Here is a 15,876-nt window from a genome sequence, read left to right as displayed (position 1 = left end):
TCAAGAATTTAAAGTTGGGAATTATACCGTTAAAACACTTCATACACCAGGTCATACCTTAGAAAGCACTTGTTATTTGTTGATTGATGAAAACGGAAAGCAACACGGAATAATTACGGGAGATACTCTTTTTATTGGAGATGTTGGCCGTCCGGATTTGGCACAAGCTTTGGTGGAAGATTTGACTCAGGAAAAATTAGCCTCTTATTTATTCGATTCGCTTCGCAATAAGATTATGCCTTTGGCCGATGATTTGATTGTTTATCCGAGTCATGGAGCGGGAAGTGCCTGCGGAAAAAACATGAGTAAGGAAACCACCGATACTTTAGGCAATCAGAAGAAAACAAATTACGCTTTGCGTGAAGACATGACGCGTGAGGAATTCATCACAGAATTATTAGACGGTTTGGGATTGCCACCGGCTTATTTCCCTCAAAATGTAATGATGAACATTCAAGGATATGAAAGTTTGGATACCATCATAGAGAAAAGCTTCAAAGCTTTGAAGCCAAATGAATTTGAAACCCTAGCGAATCAAGCCGAAGCAATTGTTTTGGACGTTCGTCATGAAAACGATTATGTTAAAGGTCATATCCCAAATTCGATTTTCATTGGAATTCAAGGAAATTTTGCTCCTTGGGTGGGTGCCTTGATAATGGATGTGAAACAACCTTTATTGTTGATAACACCTGAAGGGAGAGAACAAGAAACTATCACAAGATTATCAAGAGTTGGTTTTGATAATGTCTTAGGATATTTGGAAGGTGGAATTACAGCTTGGCAAGAATCAGGTTTTGAAATCGATACTATGAAATCTATTTCTCCAGAAGAGTTTGTATCAACCTTTTCTGAAGAAAGTATTGTTGTTGACTCAAGAAAACCGGGAGAATTTTCGGCGGAACACGTAGAAAATGCTTTGAGTATTCCTTTGGATACCGTGAATCAGAATTTTAGTGAAGTTCCTAAAAATGAAGAATTTTATCTGCATTGTGCTGGTGGTTATCGTTCGGTAATAATGGGATCCATTCTAAAATCAAGAGGAATTCATAACTTTATTAATGTTGAAAAAGGCATCAGTGGTATCAGAAATGCAGGGCTTAAACTGACAAATTTTGTCTGCCCATCAACCGCCAAATGAAAATAATTAAATTAAGCATAAAATTTATTTGGTTTTATAGTGTAGACTTATAAAATTAGATACTTTTGCAAACTAAAATCATAAAAAAAATAATTTAAGAAAATGAAAAAAATAGTTTTATCGTTACTTGCTGTTGCAACGTTAGCTTCATGTAGTAAAGTTGGAAAAAATGAATTTATTATTGAAGGTAACGCTGAGGGAGTAAAAGACGGTGTTGCTGTTTATCTTGAAAAACAAGATTCAACAGGTCTAGTTCAAATTGATACAGTAAAAGTTGAAAAAGGAAAATTTAAGTTTGAAGGAAATGTAACTGAACCAGGTTTGCATTTTGTTCAAATTGATCAAACACAAGGAAAAATTGTTTTCGTTCTTGAAAATGGAGAAATCAACTTGAAAGTTGATAAGGATAGTATCAATAAAAGTGTTGTAGGTGGTACTTTTAGCAACGACCAGTTGGCTACTTACTCTAAAGAATATGAAAAAGTTCAAAAGAAAATGATGGCTTTCCAAAAAGCAAATATGGAGAAATGGCAACAAGCTCAGATGACACAGGATACTGTTACAAGAAATGCTTTGATCAAAGAGAACAAAGTTTTTCAAGACGAGTTCATGAAATTGACTGTTGATCATATCGAAAAGCAACCAAAATCATATTTGTCACTTTTGTTTATCGGACAATTGATTAATCAACCAGATCGTGATTTGGCTAAGCTTAATAAATATTTCGATTCATTGGATGCTGATTTGAAAGCTACTAAAGAAGGCAAAAAATTAAAGAAAACACTTACCCAAGCGGTAGAAGTAGAAAAAAAAAGTCCAGTAGTGCCACCACTTCCACAGCAATAGGAAGTATTGCTCCAGACTTTTCAGCATCAAATCCAGAAGGTAAGAAAGTTTCATTAAAAGAATCTTTAGGGAAGTTGACAATTATTGATTTTTGGGCTTCATGGTGCGGACCATGCAGACAGGAAAATCCAAACGTAGTGGCTCTTTACAATGAGTTTCATGCAAAAGGTTTGAATATAATTGGTGTTTCTCTTGATACTAATGCCACTAAATGGAAAGATGCGATAGCAAAGGATAAACTTACTTGGACGCAAATCTCTAACCTTCAAGGATGGGAAGATCCAATTGCGCAGCAATATAAAATAGAAGGTATTCCTGCAACCTTATTACTAGATGAAAAGGGTATGATAATTGGAAAAGATATAAGAGGACAACAGCTGAAAGCAAGAGTTGCTGCAATATTAAAATAATTCAATAGCCATGGAAACATGGCTATTTTTTATATATAAACTTAAAAAAAATACACATGAAAAAAACACTTTTAATTCTTTTCCTTGCCATAGGATTGGTTTCTTTTACGACTATCATCAATACTGATTATACACTAACAGGTACGATTAAAGGTTTGGAAAACGGAAAAACGGTTACATTAGAAAGACAAGACGAGGTTACAGGAATTGTTTCCGTAGAAACTGTCAAGCTAGAAAACGAAAAGTTTACTTTCAAAGGTAAAGCGCTAGAGCCATCCATTCATTTTATCCAAGTGCAAGATGTTGAAGGCAAGATTGCATTTATTTTAGAAAATGGTAAAATTAACTTTACGATCTATAAAGACAGTATAGGGAAAAGTATAATTAGTGGAACCAAAAATAATGAAGATCTTCAAAATTTCAATGCTACTGCAATGAAAGTACAAAAGAAAATGCAAGATTTTCAAGCTGCTAATATGCAAAAAATGCAAGATGCTCAGGCGAATAAAGACGAGGCAACCATGAATGCCTTAATGGACGAATTTGGAAAGATACAATCGGAGATTATGACGATGACTTCTACATTTCCTGAAAAGAATCCTAAATCTTTTCTTTCTGTATTATTTTTAGACAACATGTTTAACCAGCAGGATGTCGATATCGAAAAAATCAAAAAAATCTATAATGGTTTAGACGCTTCTTTAAAATCAACTAAGCCAGGAAAAGCAATTCAAACGAAAATCAATAATTTTAAAGTGATTACAGTTGGGAGTATTGCTCCTGAATTTTCAGCACCAAATCCGGACGGAAAAGTGATTTCTTTGAAGGAATCCTTAGGAAAGATTACAATTATTGATTTCTGGGCTTCTTGGTGTGGTCCTTGCCGTCAAGAAAATCCTAGTGTTGTTGCTCTTTATAATGAATATCATCCAAAAGGACTAAACATTATTGGTGTTTCTTTAGATAAGGATGCCGCTAAATGGAAAGATGCCATTGCAAAAGATAATTTAACTTGGAGTCATATTTCTAATTTAAAATTTTGGCAAGACCCAATAGCCGAACTTTATAATGTAAAAAGTATTCCTGCAACTTTTATACTAGATGCAAACGGAAAAATCATCGCTCGCGACCTTAGAGGTGCAGAATTAAGAGCAAAAGTTGCCGAATTATTGAAATAATTGCTCTTTTTAAAAGGCATGAATAAAAAATCTCCCTTGTGGAGATTTTTTATTTTATTCAAAGCCAATAGTTTAAAAATTAATTGAAATTTATCTTTAAATTTAGTTTGCAAACGTCAAAACAGTTCTTATATTTGCAACCGCTTGGAACAAGTACAAGTACTTGTTATAGGAGGGGAGATACTCAAGCGGCCAACGAGGGCAGACTGTAAATCTGCTGTGAAAACTTCGCAGGTTCGAATCCTGCTCTCCCCACCAAAAAAAACTCTTTAGGAAACTAAAGAGTTTTTTGTTTTTAGTAGATTTCTATTTGATATTACCATAAAAAAAGCCTGAAGTAATTCAGGCTTTCTCATTTTTATAAATCAGAACTTATTTCTTGTTCTTCATTTCTTTTTCAATCATATCATAGAACTGATCGATTTTTGGCATTACCACGATACGAGTCCTTCTGTTTGTTGTTCTGTTCTCAGCAGAATTGTTTTCTACCAATGGAACAAATTCTCCACGACCAGCTGCAATCAATTGTTTTGGGCTCACTCCAAAATCTTTTGTCAAGATTCTTACGATGGAAGTAGAACGCTTCACACTCAAATCCCAGTTGTCTAGTAAAGTTCCGTTGCTGATGAATGGAACGTTATCGGTATGTCCTTCAACCATACATTCAAAATCTGGTTTATCGTTTACCACTTTTGCAACTTTGCCTAAAATTTCCTTAGCTCTGTCGCTTACAACGTAGCTTCCGCTTTTGAACAATAATTTATCGGCGATAGAGATGAAAACAACCCCTTTTTCAACGTTGATTTCGATATCCGGATCAGAAATACCTACAGAACGCTTCAAACTTGTAACCAAAGCCAACGTAACGCTGTCTTTCTTAGTCAAAGCATCTTGCATTCTTGTGATTTTCAAATCTTTTTCTTTGATGGACTCCAATGCTTTCTCGATGTTTTCGGCACCTTTAGCAGATAAAGTCGTCATATTACCCATATTGTTGATCAAATCTGAATTGTTTTTCTTTAAAAAATCCATTTGATTTGCCATTGCTTCTTTCTCGGTCAAGCAAGTATTCAGTTTGATGGTCGCTGAATTCAGTAAATCCTGAATTTCTTTGTTCTTGTTTTCCAATTCGGCTATTTTCTTTTTTGATCCACAAGAAGTGGTCAAAAGAGCTACTATTGATAATGCCAGAAATACTCTTTTCATAATTTGATTTTTAGATTTATATACAAAATTAGGGTTTAAAAGGTTTAAAGAATCATAACGATGCCTAAACTAATGTTAAAATAGCCGTTCAAAAACCTTGCCACCACGGATATAATAAGTAAATACAATACTTTCTATTTTATAATATCCCTTGCGTTGCACATTTCCGCGTTTCTTTAAATTCTTGAACAAATGCAGATAGAAATAGAAATGCGATTTCAAGATCATGTAGCAATGCATCCATTTTCCTTGAAGGATAAATTGGATTCCGGCAATTCCGTCTTGCGAAAGTCGAAGGAAAAGAATAGGGAATAGGGAAGAAGCAGGCAGGTTTTTCACCATCATTGCCAAAGAATTCCTGAAATTCAAGAACGTTTTCATCGGGCTTCCTTCCTGCAAAGTTGCTCCTCCAACGTGATATACTTTCGAAGCATGGCAATATTTGATGGTGTGGCCGGCATTGAAAATCCTCCAGCACAAATCAATTTCTTCCTGATGTGCAAAAAAATCATCATCGAAACCATTCAGTTCCCAAAACACTTCTTTCCGAATGAAAAAACAAGCGCCAGAAGCCCAAAATATTTCTGTATCATCATCGTATTGCCCGTTGTCTTTTTCAATGGTGTCAAAAATTCTTCCACGACAAAATGGAAAACCAAATCGGTCCAGGAAACCTCCACCAGCTCCAGCATATTCAAAATATTCCTTGTTTTTATAATCCAAAATCTTCGGTTGGATCACGGCTGTGTTGGGCTCATTATTGAATTTTTCAATTATCGGCAAAAGCCAATTTTCGGTCACTTCAATATCAGAATTTACCAACGCATAAACATCAGCATCAATGTGTTTCAAAGCCTCGTTATAACCTTTTGCAAAGCCGTAATTTTCTTTGTTGATGACAATTTTCACCGAAGGAAAATTTGCCTTGACAAATTCTACAGAAGTATCAGTCGAAGCATTATCGGCAACATAAACAGTCGCTCCAGGCGAATAGGAAATTACCGATGGTAGAAATTTTTCCAAAAGATGTACTCCATTCCAGTTTAAGATGACGACTGCTATATTCATTTATAGTGCTGATTCGTTAATTTGATAATTTGTTGATTTGAAGAAACTGTGAATTGGTTACTATCCACCATAATCCGGAAGTTCCCTCAAAAAAGCATACCGCTCGTTTTCAAAATCCATTTGGCAAAAGTAATGATTAAGACCATTGGTTACCATCAAATATTCCGCTTGTAGGGTCATATTATAACGTGCAATCTGGTCGAATGTCGTTTGCGAAATCTTGATTTCCTGACCCTTGCATTCCACCAAGATAAAAATCGAACCATCGTTATTAAAAACCACCACATCATAACGTTTAACCAAACCATTAATCTTCAGCAATTTCTCAACATTGATAAGCGATTTTGGGTATTTTTTTTCTTGCAGAAGATATTGTACCACGTTTTGGCGCACCCATTCTTCAGGAGTCAGAATGATGAATTTTTTCCGAATTTCATCGAAGATAGCTGTTTTATTTTCGCTATTTTTGAAACGAAAGTTATAGGTCGGAAAATTGAGCTGTTGCATGAAGCAAAGATAATTTCTTAATTTGATAATTCGGTGATTTGATAATTTGATAATTCCAAAAAACTGAAGATCGGCGACTGACCACTGAAAACGGAATACTAAAAAATGGACGAGGTTATAAAAATTGTAAACGATATAAAGGCTGGCAACATCAGGCCTATTTATTTCTTGATGGGTGAGGAGCCGTATTATATCGATAAATTATCAGATTATATTGAGCAGAACATCCTTTCGGAAGACGAAAAGGGTTTCAATCAGACGGTTTTATATGGTCGTGATGTTTCGATAGAAGATATTATCGGGAGGGCAAAGCGCTATCCGATGATGGCCGAACGACAAGTAGTGATTGTGAAAGAAGCCCAAGATTTGACGAAAACCATCGACAAGATTGAAAGCTATGCCGAAAACCCAATGCCCACAACGGTTTTGGTGTTTTGCTACAAATATAAAACCCTCGACAAAAGGAAAAAAGTAACGAAGCTACTAGAAAGAAACGGACTCGTTTACGAAAGCAAGAAGCTCTATGAAAATCAAGTAGGCGATTGGTTGAAACGTGTTCTGGCAGGAAAAAAACTCAATATTGAACCTAAAGCAGCTGCAATGCTCGTGGATTTCCTAGGAACCGATCTGAGCAAGATTGCCAACGAATTGGACAAACTTGCCATCATTTTGCCGAAAGGCAGTACGGTAACGCCCGAAGTAATTGAGGAAAACATCGGTTTCAGCAAGGATTTCAATGTCTTTGAATTTAGAAAGGCAATTGGAGAACGTAATCAATTAAAGTCTTACCAAATTGCACAATATTTCGCAGAAAACCCAAAGGAACACCCGATGGTAATGACGACTACGTTAGTTTTTGGGTTCTTCCTGCAACTGTTGCAATACCACGGTTTGAAAGACAAGACGCCAAAGAATGTAGTCTCGGTACTAAAAGTAAATCCGTATTTCCTAAAAGATTACGACGTAGCCCTAAAGAATTATCCTATGAAAAAAGTCAGCCAGATTGTTGCCGCCTTGCGCGATACCGATGTAAAAAGCAAAGGTGTTGGCGCTTCTTTAAAGGAAAGCGATTTACTAAAGGAGATGCTCGTGAAGATTTTTAATTAAAAAAGAAACAAAAAGTTTCTTCTAGATAACACAACCAATTCAAACTACCCTATGAAACAACTTTACACATTTATTATCTTATTTTTTATGGCTACTGCAAGTTATTCCAACGTCAGTCCTGCCGATTTAGATTGTGATTTCGTTGTGGAAACACCTTTGCAAAACACCGCCTATTTATGCAATGGAACGACGACTTTGAGCGTTTCCGCAACAGGTCCTATGCTTACTTATCAGTGGTATTTTAACAGTTCGGTAATTTCAAATGAATCTTCAAATACGCTTACAGCAACAGTTTCTGGGACTTACACTTGTGTCATCACTGAAGGAACCTGCTCAGAAATGGTTAATTTCACCGTTACACAACCAGCTGATCCCAGCATCTTTTTCCAACCAATGGATGTAACTGTGTGCCAGGGCGAACCGGTGCACTTGTCAATTGCTGCCATGGGCGAAAACCTTACCTATCAATGGTATCGAAATAATCAATTGATAATAGGAGCAGATTCTAGTATTTTCATAATCACTACAACAACCCAGGCTGATACAGGGGATTACTACTGCGTAGTATCGTCAGAATGTGCACCAAGTATGCAATCAACAGTTGCACAGGTTACAGTAAAGCATGTTGCCATTACCAGCGTTCCAATGGACTTTCTAGGATGTGAAGGATCTACTTTTGTGGCCTATATTGAAGCTCAAGGAACAGATGTGAGCTATCAGCTGTATCATAATATGCAGCCTGTAGAAGGAGCAACAAGCAATATGCACATCATTACGGTTGATGAAAGTACCGCAGGCCAATATTTTTGGGCAGTGAGTACTGCAAGTTGTCCTGTTCAGATGACAAGCTTTAACATCTTCATGAACCCAAAAGCAATGATTGAAGCCGAAGCCAATCAATCTTTTATTGCTGAGCAAACCTTGGCCGATTTTGAGGTTGAAGGCAATATGATTAAATGGTCTGCCACCGAGGAAATAAACTTCCAAGAGCTATTGCCCCCTACAACCCCGCTGGTTGACGGAACCACCTATTATGCTTTTGTAGAGGCAGCACCAATGCTTTGTATGTCTGATGTTCTAGCTGTAACGGCACATCTGGAGCTGGGCATAAACAAGCAGAGGAAAACGGCCATCCAATATTTTCCAAATCCGGTAAAGAATGTCATGAACTTCAAAGCCGAAAGCTTTATCAGCACTATCGAGTTGTATAACATGCTAGGGCAGGTGGTGCTCCAGAAAAACATCCAAAATCAATCGGGCGTGTTGAATATGGATACCCTTCCGCAAGGACAGTACATCCTGAGGGTAAAAACACTTGAAGCCGAAGAAAATTTTAAGATTATAAAGCAATAAGCTAGATAGAAATCAATTATAAAAAATGTGTCCCTCAAGACGCATTTTTTTTTGATTAAAAATGGATTATAAAACAATATTTATCGTAATATTGCAATATAAAAATATTTAAGTATGGGAGCTACTAAAACAGAACATTTCACTGAGCAACAAAACCTGATTGCAACCATTGCAAAAGCATTGGGACATCCTGCTAGAATCGCCATCATTGAATATCTGATGAAAGTCAATGAATGCATTTGTGGCGATATTGTAAACGAATTGCCATTGGCCCAGCCAACGGTTTCCCAACATTTAAAGGAACTTAAGAATGCAGGCATCATAAAAGGGAATATTTCAGGAAACTCGATTTGCTACTGTATCGATGAGAAGACAATCGAAATCCTAAACACTTATTTCTCTAAAATCGTAGCAACCGTTTCAAAAGATAAATGCTGTTAATGCATTTTTTTCAACTATCTATATCGCAATATTGCATTTTAACTATGAAGAATAAAACAACAGCACATGAAATTATCAGAGATAAAACAAATTTTGCCAACATTAGAAAATGTTGAATTTCAATTAGAAGATGGAACTTTTGTTCCCGAACACTTTCACGTTACCGAAGTGGGGATGATTACCAAAAACTTTATCGATTGTGGAGGTGTCATTCGAACTGAAAAAGCCGTCAGCTTTCAATTATGGAACGCCGACGATTTTGAGCATCGGTTGGAACCAAATAAATTGCTCAACATTATCAGGCTTTCCGAAGATAAATTAGGCATAGAAGATGTTGAAATAGAAGTGGAATATCAAAGTACCACCATAGGCAGATATGATTTAGAATTTAACGGAAAAACGTTCGTCCTTCTTAATAAAACCACAGCATGCTTGGCCCAGGACGCGTGCGGGATTGCACCGCAAAAGCAAAAGAAAAATTTAATAGAAATTAATGTAAACCAAAGCAATTCCTGTACTCCAGGCGGAGGCTGTTGTTAGTATGAAAGAATGTTTTATAAAATATAAGAAACCAATCATCATCACCACATCTGTAATTTTGTTGCAGCTTATTTTTGGCTATGACCCAAAATTTTGCATCATCAACATCATCATTTGGCTATTCGTTTAAAAGATGAAAAAAAAAGTATTAGTGCTTTGCACAGGAAATAGTTGCAGAAGCCAGATAGCAGAAGGCTATTTACGACATTTTGCAGGAAACAACACCGAAGTTTACAGTGCAGGAGTAGAAACGCACGGTGTTAATCCGAAGGCAATTGCCATCATGAAAGAAGATGGAATTGATATTTCCAGCCATACCTCAAACAATATCGATGAATATCGCGCTATCAATTTTGATTTCGTGATAACAGTTTGTGACAATGCCAAAGAACGCTGTCCTTTTTTTCCAACAAAAGCGGTAAAGTTGCATCATAATTTTCCCGACCCAGCTAAGGCAACTGGATCCGATGAAGAAATTAGGGAAGCATTTAGGCAAGTGCGTCAACAAATTAAGGACTATTGCAAAAACTTTGTAGCCATAAATTTCTAACACACAAAATGCGTCCCTCAAGACGCATTTTGTGTTACTGGAAACTATTCCTTATATCCTCCTATTTTCTAATCCAATTCCCAGTTCATCAATTTGTTAATAATTCCTGAACCACAAAAGGTAAACTCTCGTTTCGCCATTCTAGTAATAGAACAAGGTTCGTCATTCTCAAAAAAACAAAATAATACTTCTTGATTTTAAGTTTCAAATTAACTATAAATAGGTATTGTGGTTTGATTATGAATGTTTTATATTTGTAGTAATTGAGTTTTGAGTTAGTTTTTTATGAATGCGGAGCATCAGGTTGAAAGACTTGATGCTCTTTTTTTTGTCCGCAACTCTAGCATATTTTTTTATAAGTGACAGCAGTGGCTATTGCTGGCATGTGTAATATCATTAAATTATTTCTTGAATTTTACCAAATTAGAAAGTTTTTATATTCATAATTATCGATATTTGCGCCATACAAAAAAGTTAGCTATGGGAATGAACAAGAACACCATCCTGGGATGGGCCACTTTTATAATGATTTTGATGGGACTGTTGCTTATAGGGCTTGGCGCCTTCCGCTATGATGATGTGGCGGGATGGGGTTTTGCGGCAGTAGGCATTGGTTTTTTTGCAATAGCATGGGTGTTTAGCTCGCTCAAGGGAAGGGTTTAAAAAACTGTTTTCAATAAATTAAGAATCCGCTTTCGAGCGGATTTTTTTATGAAATTAATTTTAACATTTATTCGGTAGGGTTTTGAATGATTAAGTTGTTTTAGTATATCAATTCTATTTTTTTTTTTAGGATTGCCTAACAATCAAAAAACTATATTTTTATGAAAAGAAAATTATTTTTATTAGGACTACTGTCCTTTTTGTTTGTGAATGGCCAAGTGGTTCGACTCATCGACTTGCCAGCACCAATAAAAGCAATCAGTAACACTGCAACAGTATTGTTTAGTGGAGAAACTGCAACAACATTGGACGAAGATCCACCTGCAAACGACGAATGTGATGGCGCTATACAACTAACGGTCAATTCGGATCTGGAATGCCAAACCGTTACCACAGCCACAATAACAGGTGCTACAGATTCTGGTATACCTGCCGAAGCAGGAACTGCCGATGACGATGTGTGGTTTTCTTTCGTTGCTACAAATGAGATGCACAAAATAACTTTGGACAATTTCTCTGGAGACAATGATGACATGGTAATGGAAGTTATGACAGGCGACTGTAGTGACCCAACGCTTGTAGCCTATGTAGATGATCCAAATGCACTCACATTTGGAGGTCTTGAAGTAGACAACACCTATTACATCAGAATCTATTCCTATACCGATTCGCCGCAAACCACAACTTTTGATATTTGCTTAGGAACACCACCACCTGCTCCTGCAAACGACGAATGCGACACTCCAACTCAACTTACTGTTAACCCAGATTATCTTTGCGGTACGGTAACAGCAGGAACACTACAATCTGCAACCGACTCTGGTATTGAAGGAGATTTGGGAGACGCAGACGACGACGTATGGTTTTCATTTACCGCAACATCCGAAACACATAAGATAGAACTATCGAACATCGAAGCCGGTAATTGGTCAGGGTTCGATATTGTAATGGAATTATTGGAGGGCGACTGCAGCACGATCATTGAGTCGGATTACCCAGAAAGCATGATCGTTTCTGGACTTACACCAGAGACAGAATACAAAATCAGAGTATATTCCTATGGAGAAGATTTTGTAGATACTACATTTGATATCTGTGTAGGAACACCTCCAGCGGCACCTGCAAACGACGAATGTGCTACTGCAACTGCAATCACAATGTACGACCAAGAATGTACCGCCACGTCCGGAACACTCCAATCTGCCACCGATTCTGGAACTCCATCGGAAGTAGGCGAGGCCGATGATGATGTTTGGTATTCATTCGTGGCAGCTTCAAACAGTGCACTAATAACGCTTGACAACATTGACGGGAATACATACGATTTGGTCTTTGAACTTTTTGAAGGTGACTGTGATGCTTTAAGCTCACTTAAAATAGTAAACGGTCAAATGGGAGCCTATAATGAACTCGTTACGGGAAGTACCTATTATGTGAGAATCTTTAGCTATGGCGAAGAAAATTTCCCAGATACTACATTTGACATCTGCATCACTACGAGCGATGCGCCACCTGCAAATGATAATTGTGAAGAATCAGTAGAATTAACCGTGGCAGAGGGTGCTACTTGCCAAAATCCAACTTCTGGAACATTGGCATTTGCTACAGATTCTGGTATTCCAACAGAAACAGGTTCAGCCGATGATGATGTTTGGTATCATTTTACTGCAACATCTACTACACATAAGATAGAGTTGTCCAACATAGAAGGCAACGATACCGATCTTGTAATGGAACTATTCGACGGACAATGTGGAGGAATACTTATTGGTGCCAGCGACCCAAATACATTTATCGTAAACGAGCTTATAGAAGAAACAGTCTATTATGTAAGAGTCTATTCTTATGGTCCAGAATTTGTCGATACCACTTTTGATATCTGCTTGGTTGCCATTCCTGCACAACAAGAAAACGACGAATGCGACAATCCAGTAGTATTGACAGTAAACGACAATGGTATTTGCGAAACGGTAACTACAGCATCTTTGGCCAACGCAACAGATTCTGGCATAGATGCAGAAGAAGGAAACCCTAATGACGATGTTTGGTTTTCGTTTGTAGCAACAGGACCTAGCCACCAAGTAAGTATTCCTGAAACAGATGGTTGGGAAACATTAAACTTCGAAGTGTTCTCAGGGCTTTGTGGAGAATTTACTTCACTAGGTATAGCGCCAAATTATGAAACATTAATTGTTTCAGATATGACAGTAGGCGATACTTACTTTGTAAGGGTGTTTTCATATTCTGATGAACCAGTTTATACTGTATTTGATATTTGTGTAACAAAAAGACAGGATCCACCAGCAAACGATGAGTGTGACGGAGCAATAGCTCTTACGGTAGATGCTTCCTATTGTAATGGTGTTTTGAATAACGGAACAAATCTTGGCGCAACAGATTCAAATATGGGGCAAGCAGAGTGTTTTAACTATGGTGAAAACGACGTTTGGTTTAGTTTTACAGTTCCTGAAAATGTTGCATCAGTTGATATTTCTACAGATTTTACTGGAGGAACCCTTCTTGATACAGAAATTGCACTTTACTCGGGTTCTTGCAGTGACCTGACAGAAATGGATTGCGATCAGGATAGCGGAGAAACTATTTTAAGTAATGACGAATCATACAACTCAATTATTACGAATGCTAATGTTGAAGTAGGAGAAACATACTATGTAAGGGTTTCGGGCTATAATGCTTCTAGAGAGGGTACATTCTGCTTGGAAATTTCAACCAATGAAACATTGTCTTCAGATGATTTTACCAAGAATTCATTAAAGGCTTATCCAAATCCAGTAAAAAATATCTTGAACCTGAACAATCCAACAGCAATTACAGATGTTGCAGTCTTCAATTTATTAGGACAGCAAGTAGTTGCAAAAGTAATTAATGCTAATGAAGGACAAATTGATATGTCAAATTTAGCTCCAGGAGCCTATCTTGTAAAAGTAACCGCCGATAATGCGGTTCAAACCATCAAGATTATCAAAGAGTAAGTTTAGTTTTTTTGTTAATTGTTTTAAAAGCAAAAGCCTTCAGAGTAACCTGGAGGCTTTTGTATTTATGGACAATATCTTTGCTTTGTTTTACTATCTTTGTAATCGAAAAAAATTAAACAAAATATAAACAATATGTCAGACGATAAGAAAGTAATATTTTCGATGCAAAAGCTGAGTAAGACCTACTCAAGCAGCGACAAGCAAGTACTAAAGAATATTTACCTGAGTTTCTTCTATGGAGCAAAGATTGGTATCCTAGGTTTGAATGGCTCAGGAAAATCTTCTCTATTGAGAATCATCGCTGGAGTAGATAAAAATTACCAAGGAGATGTAGTTTTCCAACCGGGATATACTGTTGGATACTTGGAACAAGAGCCAGTCTTGGACGATACCAAAACCGTAATCGAGATTGTTCGTGAAGGTGTTGCCGAAACAATGGCGGTTCTGGAGGAATACAATCAGATTAATGATTTGTTCGGACTGGAAGAAAACTATTCAGATCCAGACAAGATGGACAAGTTGATGGACCGTCAAGCGGCATTACAGGACAAGATTGATGCATTGGGCGCTTGGGAAATTGATACAAAACTTGAAATTGCCATGGATGCGCTCCGTACGCCAGATGGAGATACTCCAATCAAGAACCTTTCGGGTGGAGAGCGTCGCCGTGTAGCTTTATGCCGCTTGTTGTTGCAACAGCCGGATGTTTTGCTTCTGGATGAGCCTACCAACCACTTGGATGCAGAAAGCGTACTTTGGTTAGAGCAACATTTGGCACAATATGCAGGAACAGTAATTGCCGTAACGCACGACCGTTATTTCCTTGACAACGTTGCCGGATGGATTTTAGAATTGGATAGAGGAGAGGGTATTCCGTGGAAAGGAAACTATTCTTCTTGGTTGGATCAGAAATCAAACCGTATGGCGCAGGAAGAAAAAGTGGCTTCCAAAAGAAGAAAAACCCTTGAAAGAGAGCTTGACTGGGTACGCCAAGGTGCAAAAGGAAGACAGACCAAGCAAAAAGCCCGTTTACAGAACTATGATAAATTGCTGAATGAAGACCAAAAGCAACTCGATGAAAAGCTGGAACTATACATCCCGAATGGGCCACGTTTAGGAACCAATGTAATCGAAGCCAATAGTGTTGCCAAAGGTTATGGCGAAAAATTATTATACGACAACTTGAATTTTACTTTGCCACAGGCGGGTATCGTTGGAATCATCGGGCCGAATGGTGCTGGTAAATCTACAATTTTCAGAATGATCATGGGCGAGGAAACACCGGATTCGGGTGCGTTTTCTATTGGAGAAACGGTTAAGATTGCCTATGTAGATCAATCGCACTCCAATATTGATGTGAACAAATCAATCTGGGAAAACTTTGCAGACGGACAGGAATTGATCATGATGGGCGGAAGACAGGTGAATTCTAGAGCCTATCTTTCCCGTTTCAACTTCGGCGGAAGCGACCAAAACAAGAAAGTATCAATGCTTTCTGGTGGAGAAAGAAACCGTTTGCACCTTGCAATGACCTTGAAGGAAGAAGGAAACGTATTGTTGCTGGATGAGCCTACGAATGATTTGGACGTGAACACGCTTCGAGCACTTGAAGAAGGTTTGGAGAACTTCGCAGGCTGTGCCGTTGTTATTTCGCACGACAGATGGTTCTTGGATAGAATTTGTACACATATCTTAGCATTCGAAGGAGACTCAGAAGTATATTTCTTCGAAGGAAGTTTCTCTGAATATGAAGAGAATAAGAAAAAACGCCTAGGGGGCGATTTGACTCCTAAGCGAATCAAGTACAGAAAATTAATTAGAAACTAAATATTTATAATAATCCCGACAAATTGTTGGGATTATTTTTTTACTT

Annotated in this window: 15 protein-coding genes and 1 tRNA gene; 13 read left to right on the top strand and 3 right to left on the bottom strand. The window is 37.5% G+C overall.

Features of this window, described 5'->3' with window-relative positions; translation table 11 throughout:
* From ACI6PS_RS10695 to ACI6PS_RS10675, 5 genes are all read left to right on the top strand, one after another.
* Window positions 1-1,138, top strand: a 1,138-nt coding sequence (locus tag ACI6PS_RS10695; protein WP_421012557.1) for a rhodanese-like domain-containing protein, incomplete at its 5' end; no start/stop codon positions are given.
* A gap of 102 nt (window positions 1,139-1,240) precedes the next feature.
* Window positions 1,241-1,984 carry a DUF4369 domain-containing protein gene (locus ACI6PS_RS10690; RefSeq protein WP_421012556.1) on the top strand — a complete coding sequence of 248 codons (744 nt, stop codon included), beginning with the start codon at window positions 1,241-1,243 and terminating at the stop codon, window positions 1,982-1,984.
* Window positions 1,909-2,394: a TlpA family protein disulfide reductase gene (locus tag ACI6PS_RS10685; protein WP_421012559.1), complete on the top strand. Its 486-nt coding sequence runs from the start codon at window positions 1,909-1,911 to the stop codon at window positions 2,392-2,394. The genes ACI6PS_RS10690 and ACI6PS_RS10685 overlap by 76 nt, the downstream gene beginning before the upstream one ends.
* A gap of 56 nt (window positions 2,395-2,450) precedes the next feature.
* On the top strand, window positions 2,451-3,572 hold the full coding sequence (locus ACI6PS_RS10680; protein WP_421012555.1) for a redoxin domain-containing protein: 1,122 nt from the start codon (window positions 2,451-2,453) through the stop codon (window positions 3,570-3,572).
* 174 nt (window positions 3,573-3,746) lie between these two features.
* Window positions 3,747-3,830: transfer RNA gene (locus ACI6PS_RS10675), tRNA-Tyr, on the top strand.
* Between the two features lie 114 nt (window positions 3,831-3,944).
* On the opposite strand, the gene ACI6PS_RS10670 is transcribed toward ACI6PS_RS10675, so the two are convergent.
* From ACI6PS_RS10670 to ACI6PS_RS10660, 3 genes are all read right to left on the bottom strand, one after another.
* The gene (locus ACI6PS_RS10670; RefSeq protein WP_421012554.1) at window positions 3,945-4,778 is read right to left on the bottom strand and encodes an OmpA/MotB family protein; all 834 of its coding nucleotides are present in this window, start codon (window positions 4,776-4,778) and stop codon (window positions 3,945-3,947) included.
* Between the two features lie 75 nt (window positions 4,779-4,853).
* Window positions 4,854-5,846 (bottom strand): glycosyltransferase family 2 protein, encoded by a 993-nt coding sequence (locus tag ACI6PS_RS10665; protein ID WP_421012553.1) that lies wholly within the window; start codon window positions 5,844-5,846, stop codon window positions 4,854-4,856.
* 60 nt (window positions 5,847-5,906) lie between these two features.
* Entirely contained in the window at window positions 5,907-6,353 is a 447-nt protein-coding gene (locus ACI6PS_RS10660) for a type I restriction enzyme HsdR N-terminal domain-containing protein (RefSeq protein WP_421012552.1), read from the bottom strand.
* A gap of 105 nt (window positions 6,354-6,458) precedes the next feature.
* Between ACI6PS_RS10660 and holA the strand changes: the two genes are divergently transcribed.
* The 8 genes from holA to ettA all read left to right on the top strand — a co-directional run bounded on the left by holA (window position 6,459) and on the right by ettA (window position 15,830).
* The gene (holA, locus tag ACI6PS_RS10655) at window positions 6,459-7,460 is read left to right on the top strand and encodes a DNA polymerase III subunit delta (protein WP_421012551.1); all 1,002 of its coding nucleotides are present in this window, start codon (window positions 6,459-6,461) and stop codon (window positions 7,458-7,460) included.
* A 51-nt stretch (window positions 7,461-7,511) separates the two neighbouring features.
* On the top strand, window positions 7,512-8,813 hold the full coding sequence (locus ACI6PS_RS10650) for an immunoglobulin domain-containing protein (protein ID WP_421012550.1): 1,302 nt from the start codon (window positions 7,512-7,514) through the stop codon (window positions 8,811-8,813).
* A gap of 114 nt (window positions 8,814-8,927) precedes the next feature.
* Window positions 8,928-9,254 (top strand): ArsR/SmtB family transcription factor, encoded by a 327-nt coding sequence (locus ACI6PS_RS10645; protein WP_421012549.1) that lies wholly within the window; start codon window positions 8,928-8,930, stop codon window positions 9,252-9,254.
* 66 nt (window positions 9,255-9,320) lie between these two features.
* Window positions 9,321-9,794: a DUF6428 family protein gene (locus ACI6PS_RS10640; protein ID WP_421012548.1), complete on the top strand. Its 474-nt coding sequence runs from the start codon at window positions 9,321-9,323 to the stop codon at window positions 9,792-9,794.
* Between the two features lie 133 nt (window positions 9,795-9,927).
* Complete coding sequence (locus tag ACI6PS_RS10635) at window positions 9,928-10,344, top strand: arsenate reductase ArsC (RefSeq protein ID WP_421012547.1); 417 nt, start codon at window positions 9,928-9,930, stop codon at window positions 10,342-10,344.
* 480 nt (window positions 10,345-10,824) lie between these two features.
* Entirely contained in the window at window positions 10,825-11,007 is a 183-nt protein-coding gene (locus ACI6PS_RS10630) for a CAL67264 family membrane protein (RefSeq protein ID WP_421012558.1), read from the top strand.
* Window positions 11,008-11,168: 161 nt separating this feature from the next.
* Window positions 11,169-14,000, top strand: a complete 2,832-nt coding sequence (locus ACI6PS_RS10625) for a T9SS type A sorting domain-containing protein (RefSeq protein ID WP_421012546.1) — start codon at window positions 11,169-11,171, stop codon at window positions 13,998-14,000.
* 135 nt (window positions 14,001-14,135) lie between these two features.
* Window positions 14,136-15,830, top strand: a complete 1,695-nt coding sequence (ettA, locus tag ACI6PS_RS10620; RefSeq protein WP_421012545.1) for an energy-dependent translational throttle protein EttA — start codon at window positions 14,136-14,138, stop codon at window positions 15,828-15,830.
* The last annotated feature ends 46 nt before the right edge of the window (window positions 15,831-15,876 follow it).

The organism is Flavobacterium sp. PLA-1-15 (assembly GCF_049060005.1).
GTDB lineage: Bacteria > Bacteroidota > Bacteroidia > Flavobacteriales > Flavobacteriaceae > Flavobacterium.
Note: the sequence above shows the minus strand (reverse complement) of the source record. Positions and strands in the feature narration are given on the sequence as shown.

Excerpts from the sequence above, each read along its gene's own strand:
- ACI6PS_RS10645 (WP_421012549.1), top strand. The coding sequence starts at position 8,928 with ATGGGAGCTACTAAAACAGAACATTTCACTGAGCAACAAAACCTGATT.
- ettA (WP_421012545.1), top strand. The coding sequence starts at position 14,136 with ATGTCAGACGATAAGAAAGTAATATTTTCGATGCAAAAGCTGAGTAAG.
- ACI6PS_RS10640 (WP_421012548.1), top strand. The coding sequence starts at position 9,321 with ATGAAATTATCAGAGATAAAACAAATTTTGCCAACATTAGAAAATGTT.
- ACI6PS_RS10690 (WP_421012556.1), top strand. The coding sequence starts at position 1,241 with ATGAAAAAAATAGTTTTATCGTTACTTGCTGTTGCAACGTTAGCTTCA.
- ACI6PS_RS10670 (WP_421012554.1), bottom strand. The coding sequence starts at position 4,778 with ATGAAAAGAGTATTTCTGGCATTATCAATAGTAGCTCTTTTGACCACT.
- ACI6PS_RS10625 (WP_421012546.1), top strand. The coding sequence starts at position 11,169 with ATGAAAAGAAAATTATTTTTATTAGGACTACTGTCCTTTTTGTTTGTG.
- ACI6PS_RS10650 (WP_421012550.1), top strand. The coding sequence starts at position 7,512 with ATGAAACAACTTTACACATTTATTATCTTATTTTTTATGGCTACTGCA.
- ACI6PS_RS10660 (WP_421012552.1), bottom strand. The coding sequence starts at position 6,353 with ATGCAACAGCTCAATTTTCCGACCTATAACTTTCGTTTCAAAAATAGC.
- ACI6PS_RS10635 (WP_421012547.1), top strand. The coding sequence starts at position 9,928 with ATGAAAAAAAAAGTATTAGTGCTTTGCACAGGAAATAGTTGCAGAAGC.
- holA (WP_421012551.1), top strand. The coding sequence starts at position 6,459 with ATGGACGAGGTTATAAAAATTGTAAACGATATAAAGGCTGGCAACATC.
- ACI6PS_RS10680 (WP_421012555.1), top strand. The coding sequence starts at position 2,451 with ATGAAAAAAACACTTTTAATTCTTTTCCTTGCCATAGGATTGGTTTCT.
- ACI6PS_RS10665 (WP_421012553.1), bottom strand. The coding sequence starts at position 5,846 with ATGAATATAGCAGTCGTCATCTTAAACTGGAATGGAGTACATCTTTTG.
- ACI6PS_RS10630 (WP_421012558.1), top strand. The coding sequence starts at position 10,825 with ATGGGAATGAACAAGAACACCATCCTGGGATGGGCCACTTTTATAATG.